We start from the raw sequence: 20,675 nt of genomic DNA, 5'->3' as shown, positions 1-20,675 counted from the left end.
CAGATGCGGAGGGGCGTCGGGTGTCGAGTAGAGTTCGGAGTTCGGGGTTCGGGGTTCGGAGCAGGGGCCGCCGTATGCCCCTGATCTGTGTAATCTGCGTAATCTGTGGATGTTTTCTCTTTTCTGCGTCCTTCTGCGTGTTCTGCGGATGATTCCTGCCTTCCCACCGTGTCACCGGTGGAAGGTGCCGCTAATGGCTCATCATTTGTGGCATTCTCCCGACACTTGACACCCGACACCCGGCACCCGGCACTCTCTTACATTTGTGGCATTAAAAAAGGAAAGGACGCCCGGGTAACCGGGCGTCCTTTCGCACAATGGTACGGTCGCAAGTTTACTTGATGTCGACCTTGGCCCCCGCACCTTCGATTTTCTTTTTGATGTCCTCAGCTTCCTGCTTGGAGACGCCTTCCTTGACCGGTTTCGGTGCGCTTTCGACCAAGGCTTTCGCCTCAGCCAAACCGAGCCCCGAGACCGAGGCGCGAACCTCTTTAATGACGGCGATCTTGTTCGGGCCGACTTCCTTGAGGATCACGTCAAAGGTGGTCTTTTCTTCAACCGGAGCGGCCGGAGCGGCGGCGCCGCCGGCCGGAGCGGCCGCTGCCGCAACGGGTGCAGCCGCGCTCACGCCCCATCTTTCTTCGAGTTTTTTCACCAGGTCAGCGATCTCCAGAACGGTGAGGCCGCTGAGCTGCTGTACGAGTTGTTCGGTATCTGCCATGGTGTGTGATTGAGGTGTCGTCGCGCTCCGAAGCCTCAGGAGCATTTAAGATCTCACAGCTGCGAGACCCGACGAGGAACCGTTTTTGGTTTGCAACGCAGCGCGTGGCTTCTGGCACGCCGCGGGGGAATGAAAATGCCACAAATGCCACGAATGACCAAACGCCACAAATGAGCCATTCGCGGCACCCGTTTGGTTTCCGGCATCCTGAAACTTATTCTGCAGCCGGCGCCGGAGCGGCCTCACCCTCCTTTTCGACCTTGGCCTTCAACAGCCGTGCCAGCGAAGCGCCCGGCTCATTCAGCACGGTGACAAGCCGCTGCAACGGTGACTTCAGGAGGCCGAGCAATTGGGCCTGCAATACTTCCTTGGACGGCAGATCGGCCAGCGCCTGGACCTGTTCCTTTGACAGGAACGCGTGATCCAGTACACCCGCCTTGACCTGAGGCCGTTTAAATTCGGTGGAAAAGGTTTTGATGACCTTGGCGGCGGCGCTGATATCACTCTCGCCGATGACGATGGCCGTCTGGCCAACCAGGCTTTCACCCAGATCGGGAAGACCGACGTCGGCCGCCGCCCGGCGTAGAAAGGTGTTCTTGACGACTTTGCACTGCGCGCCCACGCCGGCAAGACGGTTCCGCAGTTCCGAGAACTGCAACACGTTCATACCGGCGTACTCGGTTACGATCAAAAAGGGCGACGCATTCAGCCGCGCCGACAAGTCGTCGACGATAGTCTGTTTCTCTGGTCTGGGCATGGTATTCGGGTCTCCGTTCTTGTCGAAATCACTTGAGGTAAGGCGCCACATCAACCCGGAGACCGGGCGTCATGGTGGCACTCATCGTGATGTTCTGGATGAACGTGCCTTTGGCTGCGGGCGGCCGCGCCTTCACCACCGCGTCGATTACGGCCCCGCCGTTTTCGAGCAGCGGCCGCGTCTCGAAGGAGAATTTTCCAACCGGCACCGCCACATTGCCGTTCTTGTCCAGCTTGAATTCCACCCGGCCCGCCTTCACCTCACGAACCGCTTTGGCCACGTCGTCGGTCACGGTTCCGGTTTTCGGATTCGGCATCAATCCCCGGGGGCCGAGGATCTTGCCCAGCTTACGGACTTCCGCCATGGCTGCCGGGGTGGCGACCGCCACGTCAAAATCCTGAAAACCTTCCTGGATCTTCTTGATCAGGTCCTCGAAGCCGACGTACTCCGCGCCGGCGTCGCGGGCTGCCTGCGCCGCCTGGCCCTGGGCAAAAACCAGGACCCGCACAACCTTGCCGCTGCCGTGCGGGAGCGGGCAGGTGCCGCGCACCATCTGATCGGACTGGCGCGGATCGACCCCGAGCCGAAACGACAGGGTCACGGTTTGATCGAACTTCGTCGGGGGCAGCTGCTTAAGGGTGGTAACGGCCTCTTCCAACGAATAGACCTTGTCGGCCTGAACCAGTCCCACGCAGGCGCGATAACGCTTGCTGCGATGCTGTTTTTTACTCATAAATTTGCAGTTCCGGCGGCCCCGAAAGGCCTCCTGCGTTTAAAGGAATTAAAGTGAATTAACGTGGTTAACGTGGTTAACGTTGTGCGCGGTTATTCGACCACGTCGATACCCATCTGCCGCGCGGTACCGAGCAGCGTACGATACGCAGCCTCTTCAGTCCGGGCGTTCATGTCTTTCATCTTGACCTTCACAATATCCATCACCTGCTGTTTGCTCAGCTTGCCGACTTTTGCCTTGTTCGGCTCTTTCGAGCCCGCGGCAATGTTGGCCGCCTTCTTCAGAAGCACTGCCGCCGGCGGCGCCTTGGTGATGAAAGTGAAGGACTTATCTTTGTAAACCGTTATGACGACCGGCAAAATGTCTCCGGCCTGCTTCTGCGTGGCGGCGTTAAACTCCTTGCAGAAGGCCATAATGTTCACGCCGTTTTGACCCAGCGCCGGTCCCACCGGCGGTGCAGGGTTCGCCTGCCCGGCCGGGATCTGCAGCTTGATCTTTGCTACGACTTCTTTCGCCATATCAAAAAATTTAACCTCTCTCTACCTGCCAGTACTCCAGTTCCACCGGCGTCGAACGCCCGAAAATGGAGACTGAAACGCGCAACTTACCACGTTCCGGGTCAATTTCTTCCACCACGCCGCTCTGGTTTTGGAAGGGCCCGTCGGCAACCTTAACCGTTTCGCCGACCTCAAAGCTGACCTTCGGCTTGACCTTGTCCTCGCGTTCCCGGATTTGGGCCAGCATGCTTTCCACCTCCGCAGGACGCATGGGCACCGGCCGGTCTTTCGTGCCCGCAAAGCCCAACACCCCCGGCGTTTCGCGGATAAAATACCAGGTCCGGTCGACCAACTGGTTCTGCTTATCCAGCAGGTACATGTTCACAATGAGGTAACCGGGAAAAAATTTACGGGTTGTCTCGGTCCGTTTGCCCCGTTTGATTTCCGAAACGCGTTCCGTCGGGATCAGGACTTCGTAGACGAGATCACCCATTTCCTCGGTCTTCACGCGCCGGGTCAGGTTTTCGTAAACCTTCTGCTCCTGGCCGGAGAGCACGTGCACCACAAACCATTGGTTTCTGTCGGGCTCGCTCATGGGATCGGTTTTGCTACGGAATGAATCAATCTATCACGGCATCCGCAGCAGAGCGATCTGCTTCACTTTGCTTTACTCGTCGTAACCGGCGTTGCGATTGCGGTGCGGGATCGCGGCCGGGCGGGGCGTGGCCATGGCCGCCTTGCCCTCATGGCACCAGCCAGCTTACCACCTTCACCATGATGAAATCCCAGAACGCGATGTAGCCGCTGAGCAAAAGCATCGCGATCACGACCACGCTGGTGGAATCGATGAGTTCACGGTACCGCCGGGCGCCCTTTTCTTTCAGATCCCACGGCCAGCTCGCCTTGCCGAGCTCGGTGCGGACCTCGCCCAAAAACTGTGTTGCGCGACGAAACATAAGCTACGCTTATTCTCCAGGCCGGGAACAGAACAGGCCGCCCGCGGTTCCGGGGAAGAAAAGAACAGGTCAGGAGGGACTCGAACCCCCAACCGGCGGTTTTGGAGACCGCTGCTCTACCAATTGAGCTACTGACCTATTTTTTCGGCCCGAAGAAAATCTGAGCGGCTGCAGAAAGCCGATGTTCCGCCGTTGCGAGATCATGGGCCAATCCGCTATTCCTCCTCGAGAATAAGAGGTTAGTCAAGGATATCGGACACGCGCCCCGCACCAACCGTGCGGCCACCTTCACGGATGGCAAAGCGAATCGTCTTTTCCAACGCGATCGGGGTGATCAACTCGACCTCGATCGAAACGTTGTCGCCGGGCATCACCATCTCGACGCCTTCGGGAAGCTTGACCGTGCCGGTTACGTCGGTCGTCCGGAAGTAAAATTGCGGACGGTAGTTGGTGAAGAATGGCGTGTGGCGCCCACCCTCCTCCTTGCTCAGAACGTAAACTTCAGCCTTGAACTTTTTATGCGGAGTGATGGTGCCGGGTTTAGCCACGACCTGACCACGCTCAACGTCTTCCTTCTTGATACCGCGCAGCAATACCCCGACGTTATCGCCGGCCCGCGCTTCGTCGAGCAACTTGCGGAACATTTCAATGTCCGTCACCGTCGTTTTCACGGTCGGGCGAATGCCCACGATCTCGACTTCCTCCATCTTCTTAAGGATGCCGCGCTCAACCCGGCCGGTAACAACCGTACCGCGACCTTCAATGTTGAACACGTCTTCGATCGGCATCAGGAACGGCTGATCGATCGGGCGTTCCGGCAGCGGGATGTATTCGTCTACGGCGGCCATCAACTGCAGAATCGATTCCTTGGACTTGGAATCGCCCTCCAGCGCCTTCAACGCGCTGCCCTTGACGATCGGGATCGTGTCGCCCGGAAATTCGTACTGCGAAAGTAGGTCGCGAACTTCCATTTCGACCAGGTCGAGAAGTTCCGGATCATCCACCATGTCGCATTTGTTCAGGAAAACGACGATCGAAGGCACCCCCACCTGCCGGGCGAGCAGGATGTGCTCACGAGTTTGCGGCATCGGGCCGTCGGCCGCGGAGACGACCAGGATGGCGCCGTCCATCTGCGCCGCACCGGTGATCATGTTTTTGACGTAGTCGGCGTGCCCCGGGCAGTCCACGTGGGCGTAGTGCCGGTTCTCGGTCTGATACTCAACGTGCGCCGTGTTGATCGTGATGCCGCGCTCTTTTTCTTCGGGAGCCGCGTCAATCTGATCGTAACGCTTGGCTTCCGCCATGCCCCGCTCGGCCAGGATCGTCGTGATCGCGGCGGTCAACGTCGTCTTGCCATGGTCGACGTGTCCAATCGTACCGATGTTCACGTGCGGTTTGGATCTCTCGAATTTATCCTTAGCCATTTAAGGTCTTCTCCTTCTGCTTGCTGCTAATCCTCTTCAGTAAATAAATTGTCTGGTCAGGACATGGAGCCCATGACCGGGATTGAACCGGTGACCTCGTCCTTACCAAGGACGTGCTCTGCCAACTGAGCTACATGGGCGTCGTGCTGTTTCCCGGCGGCTCGCTTCGCTCTGCTCTGCAGGATCAGCCAGGGCTCGCTTCGGATTTTGAGCAAAAAGACCCGGTCCAACGAGGTTCGATCCTGCTCGTGGCGGGTCAATGGTTGCTCTAGGTCCGTCAAGCGAGCCCGAAACTTAACAAAGAGCATTACCCCGTCAACAGGATTCTTGACAACGGCGCATTGCGCCAGCGGCGCACGGTCCCCGCAAACGAGCCCAACTTCTGCCCGGCCTGGGTGAACCGGTGTGCCGGAACCGTTCAAGGCGTTAAGGTCGGCTCCGTTGGGGTCGGCTCAGTTGGAGCCGCCGAGTTCTGCCTTGGGGGTGCAACCTCCGGCGCAGGCGGATGCCACGGCTCCGCGACCCGGGTGATCCGGAGGGCACACCCGGTTTCTTCGTTGATGTCAATCCGCACGCCGTGGAGACGCACCTCGCCTCGAGCCACCGGAAAGTTAACCGGCATGCTGTTGTAAAAGCGTTGGATGATCGGCTGGATCTCGCGTCCCAGCACCGATTCCGTCGGACCGCACATCCCGGCGTCGCACAAAAACGCCGTGCCCCCGGGAAAAATCCGTTCATCCGCCGTCTGCACGTGCGTGTGGGTCCCGACGACGGCGGAAACTTTTCCGTCCAGAAACCGGCCGAGAGCGATTTTCTCGCTCGTCGTTTCTGCGTGCACATCCACAAAGATCATTTTGGTTTCGTCGCGCAGCCGTTTGATTTCAGCCTCAACAATCCGGAACGGGTTTTCCAGGTGCGGCAGCATGTAGGTGCGCCCTTGCACATTGACGACGCCGATTTTGCCTTTGGCGGTTTCCAGCACGATTGAACCATGGCCGGGCGTGCCTTCCGGGTAGTTCACCGGACGGAGCAGGCGGGGTTCGGTCTCAATAAAACCGATGATTTCCTTCTGGTCCCAAACGTGGTCACCGGTGGTGATGACCGCCGCCCCCGCCCTGAGCAAATCGATCGCGATTTTGGGGGTGATGCCGCGGCCGGCCGCCGCGTTTTCACCGTTGACCACCACAAAGTCAAGCTCCCAGCTTGCTTTCAGCTTGGGCAGCAGGTCGATCACCGCTTTGCGGCCAGGTTCACCAATAATGTCCCCAAGGAAAAGAAATCGTACCATCGCCGCGCAAAGATTAATTCTCCCTATATAAGTTCACCCCCGCGCTCAATCAACCTGCATGCTCTTCCGTCGCCTTCGTGTTCACGCTTTCTGCCTGGCCATTATTTTGCTGATGCCGGCAACCCCGCGCGCACGCGCCCAGCGGGTTACCCCGCTCGCGTCGCCGCCGGACTGGGGCCGGCTGCAGGCGTACGACGGCTCGCTCACCGCCGCGCAATTTGTGCGCTGGCTGGATGACGTTTATGCTCCCGGCCATGCCGGCCAGGCCTGGATCCATCCCCAGGCTGACGCCGTGATGATCCGGGCCAACGCCACCCAAAACGTAATGCTGACCCTCGCCGGCGCCGGCCAGACGCCCAGGCCCGTGCCGCGCTACTGGAAACCGTTGCCGCGACCGGCCGCTGACCCGGATCATCCCCTCGCCGGGGTCTCCATCGCGATTGATCCGGGTCACCTCGGCGGCGACTTCGCCCGGATGGAAGAACGCTGGTTCCAGTTTGAGGGCGCCGAGCCGATCCGGGAAGGCGACCTCACGCTGCGCGTCGCGCAAGTCCTGGCGCCGCAACTTGAACGTTTGGGCGCGCGCGTCGTACTGGTACGCCCCGGCCCGGGACCCTTGACCGAGCTGCGCCCGGAAAGTCTTCAATCGGCCGCTCGGGACCTGCTCCATGAAGAGAACCACGGTTCAGGCGGCTCAGGCATCATGCCGACCTATCAGGGCCCGGCCGATCCGCTCCGGGAACATTCGGTCGAATGGCAAGCCGAGCGGCTCTTCTACCGCGTGGCCGAAATCCATGAACGCGCCAGACGCGTCAACGAGGTCATCCGGCCGGACCTGGTCATTTGCGTGCATTTCAACGCCGAACCCTGGGGCGACCCCGATCACCCCAGCCTGGTCGACGCCAACCACCTTCACCTGCTCGTCAACGGCGCTTATTCAACGCCGGAACTCGCCTATGACGACGTCCGTTTCGAGATGCTGCTCAAGCTCCTGGGCCAGACCCACCCCGAAGAACTGGCCCTGGCCGAGTCGGTTGCCCGCGCACTGGCTCAGGCCACCGGGCTGCCGCCCTACCAGTACCACAGCCCGAACGCAATCCCGGCGGGCACGAGCGGATACGTCTGGGCGCGCAACCTCCTGGCCAACCGCCTGTATGAATGCCCGGTCATTTACACCGAATGTTACGTCATGAACAGCCGCTCGTTTTTCGACCGGTTTCAGGCCGGTGAATACGAAGGTTGGCGCTGGTTCGACAACGCCTGGCATCAGGACATTTACCAGGAATACGCCGGCGGCATCGCTGAAGGCTTACGCAGGTACTGCGAGGGACGGTGACGGGTAACTGATAACGCGTAACGGCTAACGGGTTCGATCGAACGGCGGGCACGGCGGAAGCGTTCACACGGCACCGCGGCGAAACACGGCAGGAAGACTCATACTGAAGTTAACCCCAGTCTTAAGAGGCGTGTTGGCAATCGGAATTTCGTTTTATCGACAGGAAGAAGATTTCGGGTTACGGATGGGCCCACGAGGGGCAGTCAGTTTGGCCTATATCCCGGATCCCAAGAAAGGCAGACCCGCGCCGGTTTCGGAAGGAATGAATGGCCGCAGCGGCCATCAAATGCTTCCAATTTCACGTTACGCGTTACCAGTCACCGAGTTACTGGTCGGGCTGGTGGGATTTGAACCCACGGCCTCCACGTCCCGAACGTGGCGCTCTAGCCAAGCTGAGCCACAGCCCGATTACCAAGAGAGCAGCAGATTACGACCGGCGGCGGAGATTGCAACCGAAAATGCCCGATTAACCCGGCGATAAACTTCCGCCTGCAAATTTCCCGGCTCGACCGCCTCCCCTGCCTCGGTTTTGATGAGGGGCATGAAGGCTTTCACATTTCGGCTCGGCGCGGGGCTTTTTGCCCTGCTTCTCATCATCCCGCGACCGCTTCGGGCTGAAACAACCGGCCGTCCGAATGTTGTGATCCTGGCGACGGGCGGAACCATCGCCGGGGCCGGCGCCACGTCCACCACGACGGTCGGCTATCAGGCGGCCAAGGTCCCGGTGGACGCCTTGCTTCAGGCGGTGCCGGAACTGCAGAAGATTGCTCAGGTTCGCGGTGAGCAAGCGATGCAGATCGCGAGCCAGAACATGACGAACGAAGGTCTTTTGAAGCTGGGGCGTCGCGTGAACGAACTGGCGGCACAGACCGGCGTCGACGGCATCGTGATCACCCACGGCACGGATACGCTGGAAGAGACGGCGTACTTTCTGAACCTTGTCGTCAAGAGCGCAAAACCCGTTGTCTTGGTGGGCTCGATGCGTCCGCCGACGGCCATCTCTGCCGACGGTCCGGCCAACCTGTACGAGGCGGTTTTGGTAGCCGCCAACCCCGCGTCTGCGGACAAGGGCGTCCTGGTCTGCCTGGAAGACGAGATTAACGCCGCCCGGGACGTGACCAAGACGAACACATCAAGCCTGGAAACGTTCAAAACGCCTGAACTCGGACTGCTCGGCTATGTTCAGGGCGATCGGGTGGCCTTCTACCGCGCGCCCGTCCGGCGCCATACCTCTCAGACCGAATTCGACCTTGCGAACGTACAAAAACTCCCGGAGGTCGCCATCGTTTACGGGCACGAAGGGGTCAGCCGCACGGCCGTCGACGCCTTTACCGCCGCCAGGGTGGACGGCATTGTTTACGCCGGTGTAGGCGACGGGAACCCTTCCGAGACCACTGAGGCGGCGTTGGCCGACGCGCGCCAACAAGGCATCATCATCGTGCGGAGCGCTCGCGTCGGTAACGGCATCGTGGCACGAAACAATGAAGTTAACGATGACCAGCGTGACTTCGTCGTTTCCGATACGCTTAATCCTCAGAAAGCGCGGATTTTACTGATGGTCGCGTTGACGAAGACTCGTGACACCAGGGACCTGCAACGCATTTTCTCAGAGTACTGACGCCGGTCAAAATCGAGAGGTAAGATGATGCAGGTATGGTCAAACCTATTGAAGGCCTGACCGCGGCACAGGTGGTTGCGCTGCTCGGCCTCAAACCCCATCCTGAAGGCGGCCACTACGTCGAAACCTACCGGGACCCGGGCGGTTCCAATGGCCGGGCCCATTCTTCAGCCATCTACTTTTTACTGGGAGCGGGCGAGGTTTCGCATTGGCACAAAGTGGATGCAACGGAGATCTGGCATTGGTACGCCGGAGCGCCGCTCGAGTTACGAATTTCGGCCCAACCGCCTCGCCTCGACACGCGCCTCCTCGGGCCGGAACTCACGGCCGGCCAACGGCCTCAGCTCATCGTTCCTCCATTCGCCTGGCAGGCCGCCCGAAGCCTCGGCCCGTGGACGCTGGCCGGCTGCACGGTTGCCCCCGCTTTCGAGTTCACCGGCTTCGAACTGGCGTCGCCCGGCTGGGAACCCGGCGGATAATCGAGCCAGGTGCCGGCCGGCGGTTCGCCCCTGGCTGGATCTGGCGCTTTTTATCCAGCATTTCTGCTGAAATTCGATCAGCGCAATCTGATCACGGGATCCACAGAGAACACAGAAAGAATTCCGCAGAACACGCAGACCACGCAGAAAAGAGAAAACGTCCACAGATTACACAGATGGACACAGATTAAGATCACACGGCGGGCACAGCGAAGAGGGCGGGCACAACGTAAGAGTTCACACGGTCACACGGCGGGCACAGCGAGGAGGGCGGGCACAACGTAAGAGTTCACACGGCGAACACGGCGAGCCACGGCGCACACGGCGGGAAGAGGAGTTACAGACTTGACATGGGCGGCTCTCCTCCCACGCTCGCACCCGACACCCACTGTCATTTGTGGCATTCCTTTTGCTGCCTGACCGGCCGGTCATGGGTTTGACCTACAGCAATGTACGCAGTCTTGCCGGGGCTCCCGGCGCACTCGGAAAGGATGCATGAACCATACTTACGTCGACGCTGACCCGTACCGCTGGCCTTACAACGGCCACCTGCGACTGGACAACACCGCCCTGCTGATCATCGACATGCAAACCGACTTCTGCGGCCAGGGCGGTTACGTCGACAAAATGGGTTATGACCTCTCGCTTACCCGGGCGCCGATCGAACCGATCAAAAAGGTGCTGGCTACCCTGCGGGAAAAGGGATTTGCCATCATCCATACCCGCGAAGGGCATCGCCCGGACCTGTTTGACCTGCCGGAGAACAAGCAGTGGCGCAGCCGGCAGATCGGGGCCGGCATCGGCGACCCGGGCCCTTGCGGCCGCATCCTGATACGCGGGGAGCAAGGTTGGGACATCATCCCGGAACTGGCGCCGGCCCCGGGCGAACCGGTCATCGATAAACCGGGCAAAGGTTCGTTTTATGCTACCGACCTTGACATGCTGCTACGGCAGCGCGGGATCAGAAACCTCGTCCTGACCGGGATCACGACCGACGTCTGCGTCCACACCACGATGCGCGAAGCCAACGATCGCGGTTACGAGTGCCTGTTGCTTTCCGATTGTACGGGCGCAACGGATTACGGGAATTACCTGGCCGCCTTGAAGATGATCAAGATGCAAGGCGGCGTCTTTGGGGCGGTGGCGGATTCAGATGCCTTTCTGCGGGCCGTGGCGTGACCGCCCCATGACGCCTGACGACGCTCGATGCTCGATGCTCGAGTCGCGGCGCGCGGCGCGCGACTGCGGAATTGCCGTCCTGCTGTTCAGTAAAGATCTGGATGAACTGCTGGCCTTGTCCGACCGGTTACTGGTCATGTCGGCCGGCCGGATCGTCTATGAAACCGCCGCCGATTCCGTGGACATCGCCACTTTGGGCCGGCACATGGCCAGCCACTGACGAAGGTAGAACCACGAAGGTAGAACCTCCGGACCTTCGCCCTGCGTACCCATACGGGACGGAATCCCCCGCCGTCAGGGTAGCCGGACCACGCAAGCACAGGAGATAGAAAACTATGGAATTATTGCGGACAAAACCGGCCGACCAACTCGTCGAGGAATGCGAGGGCGGACACGACTTCCATCGCGCCCTGAACGGTTTCCACCTCGTCCTGCTCGGCATCGGCGCCATCGTCGGAACCGGTATTTTTGTGCTGACCGGAACGGCGGCCGCGCAGCATGCCGGCCCGGCAATCGCGATTTCATTCCTGATCTCGGGGCTTGGCTGTTTGTGCTCGGCGCTCTGTTACGCCGAGTTTGCCACGATGCTGCCGATCTCCGGAAGCGCCTACACTTACGCCTACGCCACGATCGGCGAGCTGATCGCATGGATCATCGGCTGGGATCTGATCCTGGAATACTTGTTCGGGGCCGCAACGGTTGCAGTCGGCTGGTCCGGGTACGCCACTGCGCTGCTGGCCGATTTCGGCTTCAAAATCCCGAGCGCCTTGAGCCACGCGCCTTTGGATTTTGATAACGGCAGGCTCATCTTCACAGGGGCATTCCTGAACCTCCCTGCCATCCTCGTCATAGTGATAATCACGGCGATCCTGGTGCTCGGGATTCGCGAATCGGCCCGCACCAATGCCGTCATTGTCTTCATGAAGCTTCTGGTCGTGGCAGCGTTCCTGATCGTTTGTTTTCCGCACGTGCAGCCGCAAAACTGGTCGCCGTTCATTCCCCCTAACCAAGGTCACGCCGGCGTTTACGGCTGGACCGGGATCCTGACCGGGGCCGGGGTGATTTTTTACGCCTTCATTGGCTTCGACGCGGTCACCACGGCGGCACAGGAGGTGAAGAATCCCAGGCGGGACATCCCCGTCGGCATCCTGGGTTCCCTGCTGGTTTGCATCGTGCTCTACGTCGCGGTGTCGTTGGTGTTGACCGGGGTGGTGAACTACAAGGAATTAAATGTACCTGCGCCCGTGTCCTTCGCCGTGACGAAGGTGGGTCCTGCCGTGGCCTGGATCAAACCGTTCATTGAACTCGGCGCCCTTGCCGGATTAAGCTCCGTGATTCTGGTCCTGTTGTTGGGGCAACCTCGCATTTTTCACCGCATGGCAACGGATGGTCTGTTGCCCCCGGTCTTCTCAAAAGTCCATCCCCGTTTCCGCACGCCTTTTGTGACCACCATCGTGACCGGCCTGGCTGCAGCGGCGTTCGCCGGCCTGTTCCCGATCGGCGTTCTCAGCGAACTGGTCTCCATCGGCACCCTGCTTGCCTTCGTCATCGTCAGCCTCAGCGTGATCATTCTGCGTCGAACCCGGCCGGATCTGCCGCGCAAGTTCCGGACGCCTTGGGTTCCGCTTGTCCCGATCCTGGGCGCCCTGATCTGCCTCGTCCAGATGGTCTTTTTACCCTGGCAAACGTGGCTCCGCCTGCTGATCTGGCTCGGTCTGGGTCTGCTGATTTACTTCGGGTACAGCCGCCGGCACAGCGCCCTGGCCCCGAGGTGAAGGTGGTGCCCGATCGAAGGTAAGCCGGGCTTGCGTTGCGGTGCGTTGAAGGGGCAGTCTGGACGCCTTGAACGACAAGTTGCGTCACCCGCGCCGATGGCTGAGCGCCGCGCTCATCGCCGGACTCCTGGTCATGGCCGCGGCGGGCGCGCTCTTCATTTTCCTTGCCGACGAGATTGGCGAACAGGCGTGGCTGACCCGCTTCGATCTCAGCGTCGCGCAATTTTTTCACCAGCACGGCGCCCCCTGGTCAGTGCACCTGTTCGAAACGATCACGTTTTTCGGCAATGTCACCACCCTGGGCGTGATCGGATTGCTCGCAGCGCTGGTGCTGGCCTTCCAGCGCCGATGGTCACTGCTGCTGGGCTGGGCGGCCGCCTTGGCCGGTACCGGCGAGCTGAACACGATTCTGAAAAATGTTTTCCGGCGCGTTCGTCCCCAGCTTCAGGATCCCTGGGTGACGCCGCCGGGCTGGAGTTTTCCCAGCGGGCACGCCATGGGCTCATTCGTCACCTATGGATTCCTGGCTTACCTGCTCACCCGGGTACCTTCGACCAATTTCCCCCGCCGGATCGTCATCGCCGCCCTTGCGATCCTGGTCCTGCTGATCGGCTTCAGCCGGATCTACCTGGGCGCACACTTCCTCAGCGACGTCATCGGCGGTTACGCGGCCGCCGCCGTCTGGCTCACCTTTTGCATCCTCGTAACCGACCGCACTCAGCAGCGGCCGCGGCGATAGGGCGGGAAAACGAAATGATCCGCAGAACACGCAGAAGAACGCAGAAAAGAGAATACATCCACAGATTACACAGATCAAGAGGACCCGGCGGCGACTCCAAGGTTGACGCTCGCACCCATCCCCAGGATGCCGCTCCGAACTCCGAACGCCGAGCTCCGAACCCTTTCCTCTTCTCGCCGTGGTCGCCGTGTGACCTTAATCTGTGTCAATCTGTGTAATCTGTGGACGTTTTCTCTTTTCTGCGTCCTTCTGCGTGCTCTGCGGATGATTTAATCTTCCCGCCGTGGTCGCCGTGTTCCGCCGTGTTCGCTGTGTGAACTCAGTCGTTGTGCCCGCCAACCCCGCTGCGCCCGCCGTGTGACCGGCACTCAGTGTACATTTGCTCACTGGCGGACCGGCGCCGGACGTACTACCTTCCCGCTCCCGTATGGCCAAGGCTGCACGACCACGACGACAACCCAACGCCATCATCATCCGTGGCGCGCGCCAGAATAACCTTAAAGGCATCGATCTCGACCTGAGCCTGAACCGGTTGCACGTCGTCACCGGCCCGAGCGGCAGCGGTAAATCGAGCCTGGCTTTCGACACGATTTACGCCGAGGGCCAACGGCGTTACGTCGAAACTTTTTCTCCGTACACCCGCCAGTTTCTGGACCGCATGGACAAGCCTGCGGTGGATGAGATTCTCGGGATCCCGCCCGCCATCGCAATCGAGCAGGCCAACCGGGTCCGGACCACCAGGTCGACGGTCGGGACGATGACGGAAATCAATGATTACCTTAAACTGCTGATGGCGCGTGCGGCCGCGGCCTTCTGCCCGTCCTGCCGGCGCCGGATCGTGCCCGAATCGGCGGAATCAATCACTGAACAGGTCGGGCGGGACCTGAGGGATAAAGCGGTCCTGGTGACCTTCGGCGTCCCGGCGCCGCCCGGCACGCAGCCGGCTGATTTCTTTTCCTTTCTGAATCAACAGGGTTTCCTGCGCGTTTGGCTGGACGGAGCCGTCGTGCGGACCGATCAGCCCGAAGCGGTGAAACGCCTGCCGGGCTTGGTTCCGGTGATCCAGGACCGCGTGACGGTGAACGAGGAGTCCCGGGCGCGCCTGGCCGAAGCGATCGAATGCGCGCTCAAATTCGGCAAAGGCCAACTCAACGTCCTGACGCTTGATCCCGTTACGGAACACCGGTTTTCGCTCGGCTGGCATTGCCCTTACTGCGACCTGGACATCCGGGCGCCGTCGCCGGGCCTTTTTTCGTTCAACAACCCGCTGGGCGCCTGCCCCGCCTGCCGCGGATTCGGGCGCACCATCGGGATCGATCTGGGACGGGCCATGCCGGACCGGCGGTTGAGCATCGCCGACGGGGTGATCAAGCCCTTTCAAAGCGGCCAGATGCGCGAATGCCAGCGCGACCTGCTGAACCGCGCGGTCGAGCGCGGGGTTGATATCCACACGCCCTTCAACGAACTGCCTGAGGCCGACCAGAAATGGGTGATCAACGGCGACATGCGCCCCGACCTGACGGCTGACGAGGTTTGGGAAAGCGGCGGCTGGTACGGTCTGCGCGGCTTTTTCGATTGGATGGAATCGCGCACGTACAAGATGCACGTCCGCGTGTTTCTGAGCCGGTACCGTGCCTACACGCTGTGCGAGACCTGCGACGGCACCCGGTTTAAACCCGATGCCCTCAACTATGCGCTGGTGATCGGCGACGGGCATCTTCCCCTTCCCGCCCTGCAACAGCTTCCGGTCGAGGATCTGGTCCGCAAAATGGGCGACCTGAAGCTCAACCAGGCCGACGCGACCGTGGAAATGCTTCGCGCGCAAATCGCCGCGCGTCTGCAGTACCTGGTCGACGTCGGGCTGGGCTACCTGACGCTGGACCGTTCCACCCGTTCGCTTTCCGGAGGCGAAGTTCAGCGGGTCAATCTCACCACTTGCCTGGGGGCATCGCTGGTCAACACCCTGTTCGTCCTGGACGAACCGAGCGTCGGCCTGCACCCGCGAGACGTCGACCGCCTCGTGCGCGTCCTGCATGGGCTCCGCGACAAAGGCAACACGCTCCTGGTCGTCGAGCACGAAGAGGCCGTGATGCGGGCGGCCGATAACCTGATCGAGATCGGGCCCGGACGCGGTGAACACGGCGGCAAACTGGTTTTTTCAGGGCCGATGGGTGCCCTGGACAAAGCGCCGGCGGACTCATTGACCGCAGCGTACCTGACCGGCCGGAAAAAGATCCCGGTACCCGCAACTCGCCGGCGGCCCAAGGATTTTCTGGAAATCGTGGGCGCACGCGAGCATAACCTCAAAAACCTGACCGCGCGCATTCCGCTGGGCGTTTTCTGCTGCGTCACGGGGGTGTCAGGTTCGGGCAAGAGCACGTTGATCCAGGATGTGCTTTATGAAAACCTGATCCGGCTCAAAGGCCAGGCAACCGAAGAACTGCCAGGGCTTTGCGATCGGCTCATCGGCGCGCACAAGATCGACGAGGTGCTGCTGGTCGACCAGTCGCCCCTGGCCAGGTCGCCGCGCTCCACGCCGGCCGTTTACGCCGGCATCTTCGACCGGATCCGGGAAATGTTCGCGGATGTGCCCGAGGCCAGGGCGGCTTCGTTCACGGCCGGGGTGTTTTCCTTCAATTCCGGGACGGGCCGCTGCGACCGGTGCGCCGGACTCGGCTTCGAGAAGGTTGAAATGCAATTTCTCAGCGATCAGTACGTGCGCTGCGCCGAATGCGAGGGTAAACGGTACCAACCGCACGTGCTGGAGGTGAAACTGGCCGGCAAAAGCATCTATGAACTGCTGCAGCTGACGGTCACCGAGGCGATGGAGTTTTTTAAGGTCCTGCCTTACGGCGACACCGTAATCCCCGCGCTGGAACTTTTGTGCCAGGTCGGTCTCGGCTACCTTCGCCTGGGCCAGCCGGTAAATGCACTCTCGGGCGGCGAATCGCAGCGGTTGAAGCTGGTAGGGCACCTCGCCGAAGCGACCAAACATCATAAGAAGGCGTTGTTAATTTTCGACGAGCCGACCACGGGTCTGCACTTCGACGACATCGCCGCGTTGCTGAACATCTTCCAACGGTTGGTGGAACACGGCAACAGCCTGATCGTCATCGAACATAACCTCGACGTGATCCAGTGCGCGGACTACCTCCTGGATCTCGGTCCGGAAGCAGGCGATCGCGGCGGCCGGATCGTTGCGGCCGGTGCCCCGGAAGAAGTTGCGGCGGTTGACGATTCGCAGACCGGCAGGTTCCTCCGGGCGCGCTTCGCAAAGAAAAAATACGGGGGCAACGGCTTCGTCCCTGCCTTTCCGGCAGCCGATCTCACCCGCGTGATGGAGGCGCCGCCGGTGATGACGCCGGCCATCTCCATTCACGGCGCGCGGCACCACAACCTCAAAAACCTCTCACTCCGGGTACCGCTCGATAAGATGGTAGTCATCACCGGGCTCAGCGGATCGGGAAAGTCGAGCCTGGCTTTTGACATCCTGTTTGCGGAAGGCCAACGCCGGTTTCTCGACAGCATGTCGACCTACGCCCGGCAATTCGTCGAACAGCTCGAACGGCCGGACGTCGACCACGTGGAAGGCCTGCCCCCAAGCGTGGCGATCGAACAGCGGGTCAGCCAGGGCGGCGGCAAGTCCACCGTTGCCACCGTCACGGAAGTTTACCACTTTTTACGGTTGTTATTTGCCAAACTCGGAACGCAGTTCTGCCCGAAATGCCAGGTCTCCGTAGCCAGACAGAGCCTGGCGGCAATCACGCGGCAGGTGCGCGAGGCGCTCACCCGCACGCCGGCGTTGCTGCTCGCACCGGTGGTAAAAGCCAGGAAAGGTTTTCACAAGGAAGTTGCGGCCTGGGCTGAACGCTCAGGTTATCGCGAGCTGATCGTGGACAAAACGCGCTGCGCCGTGGAGGATTTCCCGGAGCTCGAACGTTACCGCGAACACACCATCGAGGTTGTGATTGCCGAACTCGTGCAAGGCCGGAACGGCGACCTGCAGGAGTTAATCAAGACTGCCTTGAAACTGGGCCACGGTTCGGCCTTCCTGCAGCCTCCGCGCGGATCGCGCGTCGTGCTCAGCAGCGAGATGACCTGTCCTTCGTGCGGCATGGCTTTCGAGGAGCTTGACCCCCGGCTTTTCTCCTTTAATTCGCCGCACGGCTGGTGCGGCACCTGTCGCGGGTTCGGCTACCTGCTGCCCTACTCGCTGGAGGAAGAAAGGGCCGAATCGATGCTCGAAGCCGAGCTCATCGAGGAGCGCCGCAGCGATTGGGTTGATGAGAGCAAAATACGCACATGCCATGAATGCAACGGCGCACGGCTGAATGCGGCGGCGCGGGCGGTGCAGGTGCAGGGTTTCACCATCCATGACTTCGTCCACGTGCCGGTGACCCGCGCCGCGGAGATGATCGGCCGGTTGCGGTTCAGCGCGGCGCAAACCCCGATCGCCGGACCGATTGTAGCCGAAATCAGCCAACGCCTGTTTTTCATGCAACAGGTCGGCCTGGATTACCTCGCCCTCAGCCGGGCGGCAAAAACCTTGAGCGGCGGTGAGGCCCAGCGAATCCGGCTGGCCGCCCAACTGGGCTCGAACCTGCGCGGCGTGCTCTACGTGCTGGATGAGCCGACCATCGGCCTGCATCCCCGGGATAACGACCGGCTGCTGGCAACGCTGGAGGCGCTCAAACGAAAGGGCAACACCCTGGTGGTGGTTGAGCACGACGAGGAAACGATGCGCCGCGCCGACACGATCCTCGACCTTGGACCGGGCGCAGGCCGGCAAGGCGGCAGCGTCGTGGCGCTCGGCCCGCTGGGTGAGATCAAGAAAAACCGGCAGTCGGTGACCGGACTCTACCTCCGCAAACCGATGATCCACCCTTTGCGCGGGGAACGCCGGCCGCTGCAGTACGTGCCTTGGCTGGAGGTCAGCAACGCCCGGGCAAACAACCTGAAAAACATCGATGCGCGCTTTCCGATCGGCCGGCTGTCCGTGATCACCGGCGTCTCCGGGTCCGGGAAGAGCACCCTGCTGCGTTCGGTCCTGTTGCCGGCGGTCAGCGCGCAACTCACCGGGCCGAAGAAAAGGCGCAAAGAACCCGAGACGCTGCCGTGGTCGGAGGTGCGTGGGGCGGAATACATCGGCGGAGTCTATGAGGTCGACCAATCACCGATCGGCAAGTCTTCACGGTCGATCCCGGCCACGTACGTCAAGGTCTTCGATGAAATCCGCGCCTTGTTTGCCCAACTGCCCGAAGCGCGCATCCGCGGGTACAGCGCGAGCCGGTTTTCATTCAACACGGAAGGGGGCAGGTGCGAAGAATGCAGCGGCCAGGGCATCATTAAACTGGAGATGAATTTTCTGCCGACCAGCTTCATCCCCTGCGAGAGCTGCGGCGGCAAACGGTTCAACGCGCAGACGCTCGGAGTTCAGTTCAACGGCAAGAGCATCGGCGACGTGCTTGAAATGACCATCGAAGAGGCGGCGGCCTTCTTCCGGTCGCAACCGAAGATCTATCACCCGTTGCAGCTGCTCGCCAGTACCGGTCTCGGCTACCTGGCGCTGGGACAGCCGAGCCCGACCCTTAGCGGCGGCGAAGCGCAACGGCTCAAGCTGGTGAGTGAGCTGAAGAGCGGAACCGCCCGCGGGTTAACCGAGCGCCTGAGAAAAAACCAGGCGCCAAAATCGAGCCTTTACCTTCTGGAAGAGCCAACCATCGGCTTGCACATGGCCGACGTGCGGCTGCTCATCGACGTTCTGCAGCGGCTGGTCGATGAAGGCAACACCGTCATCGTGATCGAACATAACCTGGACGTGATCGCTGAAGCCGATTACCTGGTCGACATCGGCCCGGAAGCCGGCGACGCAGGCGGCCGGGTGGTGGCGGCCGGGTCGCCTGAAGAAGTTGCGGCGCACCCGGTTTCCCGAACCGCGCCATTCCTCCGGAAACAACTGAACAAATAGACGAGCCGGGGGGAATGAACAAAACGGGCGAAAGCTCCGGCACCAAAAATCCGCGAAAGAAGCAGGTTGAATGAGACCATTCAGAGACTTATCCCGGCAGAATTGCGGGTCAGGGGGTGCCGGTGCCGGAGGATTCTCTATAGCTGGCTGAATCGGCCTTAGGCCCAACGGGCCGGCAGACCTTAGCCCAGGGTTTACCCTGGGTAACTGTCAAATTACGATCGAGCCCTCCTAAGGCGTCACGTCCGTACGCCCATCCCAACAAACGCCCGCCCCGCCGGGCTGGATTTGCTGAAGGGGCGGCAGAACCCGCGAGCGACGCCTTCTACCGCCCCTTCAGGGATGAGCCGGGGGGAGAGACGCCTTCCCAGGGTGAACCCTGGGCTAAGATCTCCCGGCCCGTTGGGCCTAAGACCGTTCATACGGTCTCATAGGTTTAAATCCGGCAGGGCTCCTGGGAAGGAAGACAAGATTTTACCTCCGTGGCGGCCGAAATGGTATGAGAGAGCAATTGATCACGCTCTTACGAAAACAGCCCTTCATCCCCTTTACCGTGACCTTGAAACGCGGTGAGACTTACCCGATCGAAACCGTCGAGCGGATGAGCGTCGGCCAGCACGTCTGCACAATCGTGGACCCGCAAACCGGCCTCGTGCTCATCCTGCCGATCGGTTCAGTCCTGCACGTCGCAACCAGGGACGCCCCGGAGGTGCATTAAGACGAGTTTTTCTTAAGCAAAGCATCGCGAGCCTGCCACGGTCGCCGCCAAGCGGGACTTTGCGAACAGGCGTTGAGACGCTCGTCGTCGCGACCAGGGCATGGCTACCGGTAGAATAGGTTGCGATTGAGGATCTTGGCAGTCCTGACGTTTCCGCGGTGCCGGCATCGCACCCTGTAACTCGGGGGATTATCGGCGTAGGCAGATGAAGCGGTTTATCGCGGCATTAACCGTTCGCGTATATGCTTGCCAATAGCGTGGTCTGAGGAAACGTCTTCCGTCTTCCTTCTTCATGGCGTCGCTTCCGTATATACTTGATCTTGCCGGCACCTTTGTCTTTGCCCTGAGCGGCGCGATGGCGGGCGTGAAGCATCGGTTGGATGTGTTTGGCGTTCTGGTGCTGTCCTTTGCGGCGGCGAACACCGGGGGAATCACCCGGGACGTCCTAATTGGGGCCATTCCGCCCGGGGCTATCAGCGATTGGCGC

At 60.9% G+C, this 20,675-nt stretch carries 19 protein-coding genes and 3 tRNA genes; 11 read left to right on the top strand and 11 right to left on the bottom strand.

What is annotated here, in order from left to right:
* Positions 1 to 334: 334 nt before the first annotated feature.
* From rplL to JO015_11200, 9 genes are all read right to left on the bottom strand, one after another.
* Complete coding sequence (gene rplL / locus JO015_11240) at positions 335 to 721, bottom strand: 50S ribosomal protein L7/L12 (protein ID MBV9999670.1); 387 nt, start codon at positions 719 to 721, stop codon at positions 335 to 337.
* Positions 722 to 935: 214 nt separating this feature from the next.
* On the bottom strand, positions 936 to 1,478 hold the full coding sequence (rplJ, locus tag JO015_11235) for a 50S ribosomal protein L10 (protein MBV9999669.1): 543 nt from the start codon (positions 1,476 to 1,478) through the stop codon (positions 936 to 938).
* Positions 1,479 to 1,506: 28 nt separating this feature from the next.
* Positions 1,507 to 2,211, bottom strand: a complete 705-nt coding sequence (locus JO015_11230; protein ID MBV9999668.1) for a 50S ribosomal protein L1 — start codon at positions 2,209 to 2,211, stop codon at positions 1,507 to 1,509.
* Between the two features lie 92 nt (positions 2,212 to 2,303).
* Complete coding sequence (rplK, locus tag JO015_11225; GenBank protein MBV9999667.1) at positions 2,304 to 2,729, bottom strand: 50S ribosomal protein L11; 426 nt, start codon at positions 2,727 to 2,729, stop codon at positions 2,304 to 2,306.
* Positions 2,730 to 2,739: 10 nt separating this feature from the next.
* Complete coding sequence (gene nusG, locus JO015_11220) at positions 2,740 to 3,303, bottom strand: transcription termination/antitermination factor NusG (GenBank protein MBV9999666.1); 564 nt, start codon at positions 3,301 to 3,303, stop codon at positions 2,740 to 2,742.
* Positions 3,304 to 3,451: 148 nt separating this feature from the next.
* A complete protein-coding gene (locus JO015_11215; GenBank protein MBV9999665.1) occupies positions 3,452 to 3,664 on the bottom strand; it encodes a preprotein translocase subunit SecE in 213 nt (70 codons plus the stop codon).
* Between the two features lie 65 nt (positions 3,665 to 3,729).
* A tRNA-Trp gene (locus tag JO015_11210) sits at positions 3,730 to 3,802 on the bottom strand.
* Between the two features lie 101 nt (positions 3,803 to 3,903).
* Positions 3,904 to 5,088, bottom strand: coding sequence for an elongation factor Tu (tuf, locus tag JO015_11205; protein MBV9999664.1), 1,185 nt, complete (start codon positions 5,086 to 5,088; stop codon positions 3,904 to 3,906).
* 64 nt (positions 5,089 to 5,152) lie between these two features.
* Positions 5,153 to 5,228, bottom strand: a tRNA-Thr gene (locus JO015_11200).
* Between JO015_11200 and JO015_11195 the strand changes: the two genes are divergently transcribed.
* Positions 5,202 to 5,360 carry a hypothetical protein gene (locus tag JO015_11195; GenBank protein ID MBV9999663.1) on the top strand — a complete coding sequence of 53 codons (159 nt, stop codon included), beginning with the start codon at positions 5,202 to 5,204 and terminating at the stop codon, positions 5,358 to 5,360. The genes JO015_11200 and JO015_11195 overlap by 27 nt on opposite strands.
* Before the next feature lie 146 nt (positions 5,361 to 5,506).
* Here the strand turns inward: JO015_11195 and JO015_11190 are convergent, their stop codons facing one another.
* On the bottom strand, positions 5,507 to 6,376 hold the full coding sequence (locus JO015_11190) for a TIGR00282 family metallophosphoesterase (protein MBV9999662.1): 870 nt from the start codon (positions 6,374 to 6,376) through the stop codon (positions 5,507 to 5,509).
* A gap of 58 nt (positions 6,377 to 6,434) precedes the next feature.
* On the opposite strand from JO015_11190, the gene JO015_11185 reads away from it, so the two are divergent.
* Positions 6,435 to 7,712 carry an N-acetylmuramoyl-L-alanine amidase gene (locus tag JO015_11185; protein ID MBV9999661.1) on the top strand — a complete coding sequence of 426 codons (1,278 nt, stop codon included), beginning with the start codon at positions 6,435 to 6,437 and terminating at the stop codon, positions 7,710 to 7,712.
* 329 nt (positions 7,713 to 8,041) lie between these two features.
* Here the strand turns inward: JO015_11185 and JO015_11180 are convergent.
* A tRNA-Pro gene (locus tag JO015_11180) sits at positions 8,042 to 8,119 on the bottom strand.
* A 134-nt stretch (positions 8,120 to 8,253) separates the two neighbouring features.
* Here JO015_11180 and JO015_11175 point away from each other — a divergent pair.
* The 9 genes from JO015_11175 to JO015_11135 form a co-directional block, all read left to right on the top strand.
* On the top strand, positions 8,254 to 9,330 hold the full coding sequence (locus JO015_11175) for a type II asparaginase (GenBank protein ID MBV9999660.1): 1,077 nt from the start codon (positions 8,254 to 8,256) through the stop codon (positions 9,328 to 9,330).
* Positions 9,331 to 9,365: 35 nt separating this feature from the next.
* Entirely contained in the window at positions 9,366 to 9,809 is a 444-nt protein-coding gene (locus JO015_11170; GenBank protein ID MBV9999659.1) for a cupin domain-containing protein, read from the top strand.
* 495 nt (positions 9,810 to 10,304) lie between these two features.
* Positions 10,305 to 10,988, top strand: coding sequence for a cysteine hydrolase (locus JO015_11165; protein MBV9999658.1), 684 nt, complete (start codon positions 10,305 to 10,307; stop codon positions 10,986 to 10,988).
* Between the two features lie 7 nt (positions 10,989 to 10,995).
* Complete coding sequence (locus JO015_11160; GenBank protein MBV9999657.1) at positions 10,996 to 11,208, top strand: hypothetical protein; 213 nt, start codon at positions 10,996 to 10,998, stop codon at positions 11,206 to 11,208.
* Between the two features lie 115 nt (positions 11,209 to 11,323).
* Complete coding sequence (locus tag JO015_11155; protein ID MBV9999656.1) at positions 11,324 to 12,763, top strand: amino acid permease; 1,440 nt, start codon at positions 11,324 to 11,326, stop codon at positions 12,761 to 12,763.
* A gap of 67 nt (positions 12,764 to 12,830) precedes the next feature.
* Positions 12,831 to 13,502 (top strand): phosphatase PAP2 family protein, encoded by a 672-nt coding sequence (locus tag JO015_11150; GenBank protein ID MBV9999655.1) that lies wholly within the window; start codon positions 12,831 to 12,833, stop codon positions 13,500 to 13,502.
* A 427-nt stretch (positions 13,503 to 13,929) separates the two neighbouring features.
* A complete protein-coding gene (gene uvrA / locus JO015_11145; protein MBV9999654.1) occupies positions 13,930 to 19,470 on the top strand; it encodes an excinuclease ABC subunit UvrA in 5,541 nt (1,846 codons plus the stop codon).
* A gap of 499 nt (positions 19,471 to 19,969) precedes the next feature.
* A complete protein-coding gene (locus tag JO015_11140; protein MBV9999653.1) occupies positions 19,970 to 20,188 on the top strand; it encodes a hypothetical protein in 219 nt (72 codons plus the stop codon).
* Between the two features lie 292 nt (positions 20,189 to 20,480).
* A partial coding sequence (locus tag JO015_11135; GenBank protein MBV9999652.1) for a TRIC cation channel family protein occupies positions 20,481 to 20,675 on the top strand: 195 nt, incomplete at its 3' end.

This window comes from Verrucomicrobiota bacterium (genome assembly GCA_019247695.1).
GTDB lineage: Bacteria > Verrucomicrobiota > Verrucomicrobiia > Chthoniobacterales > JAFAMB01 > JAFBAP01.
This window is presented reverse-complemented; position numbering and strand designations above follow the sequence as displayed.

Excerpts from the sequence above, each read along its gene's own strand:
- JO015_11165 (MBV9999658.1), top strand. The coding sequence starts at position 10,305 with ATGAACCATACTTACGTCGACGCTGACCCGTACCGCTGGCCTTACAAC.
- JO015_11175 (MBV9999660.1), top strand. The coding sequence starts at position 8,254 with ATGAAGGCTTTCACATTTCGGCTCGGCGCGGGGCTTTTTGCCCTGCTT.
- tuf (MBV9999664.1), bottom strand. The coding sequence starts at position 5,088 with ATGGCTAAGGATAAATTCGAGAGATCCAAACCGCACGTGAACATCGGT.
- JO015_11140 (MBV9999653.1), top strand. The coding sequence starts at position 19,970 with ATGAGAGAGCAATTGATCACGCTCTTACGAAAACAGCCCTTCATCCCC.
- rplL (MBV9999670.1), bottom strand. The coding sequence starts at position 721 with ATGGCAGATACCGAACAACTCGTACAGCAGCTCAGCGGCCTCACCGTT.
- JO015_11190 (MBV9999662.1), bottom strand. The coding sequence starts at position 6,376 with ATGGTACGATTTCTTTTCCTTGGGGACATTATTGGTGAACCTGGCCGC.
- JO015_11230 (MBV9999668.1), bottom strand. The coding sequence starts at position 2,211 with ATGAGTAAAAAACAGCATCGCAGCAAGCGTTATCGCGCCTGCGTGGGA.
- rplK (MBV9999667.1), bottom strand. The coding sequence starts at position 2,729 with ATGGCGAAAGAAGTCGTAGCAAAGATCAAGCTGCAGATCCCGGCCGGG.
- rplJ (MBV9999669.1), bottom strand. The coding sequence starts at position 1,478 with ATGCCCAGACCAGAGAAACAGACTATCGTCGACGACTTGTCGGCGCGG.
- JO015_11170 (MBV9999659.1), top strand. The coding sequence starts at position 9,366 with ATGGTCAAACCTATTGAAGGCCTGACCGCGGCACAGGTGGTTGCGCTG.
- nusG (MBV9999666.1), bottom strand. The coding sequence starts at position 3,303 with ATGAGCGAGCCCGACAGAAACCAATGGTTTGTGGTGCACGTGCTCTCC.
- JO015_11155 (MBV9999656.1), top strand. The coding sequence starts at position 11,324 with ATGGAATTATTGCGGACAAAACCGGCCGACCAACTCGTCGAGGAATGC.
- JO015_11185 (MBV9999661.1), top strand. The coding sequence starts at position 6,435 with ATGCTCTTCCGTCGCCTTCGTGTTCACGCTTTCTGCCTGGCCATTATT.
- uvrA (MBV9999654.1), top strand. The coding sequence starts at position 13,930 with ATGGCCAAGGCTGCACGACCACGACGACAACCCAACGCCATCATCATC.
- JO015_11215 (MBV9999665.1), bottom strand. The coding sequence starts at position 3,664 with ATGTTTCGTCGCGCAACACAGTTTTTGGGCGAGGTCCGCACCGAGCTC.
- JO015_11160 (MBV9999657.1), top strand. The coding sequence starts at position 10,996 with ATGACGCCTGACGACGCTCGATGCTCGATGCTCGAGTCGCGGCGCGCG.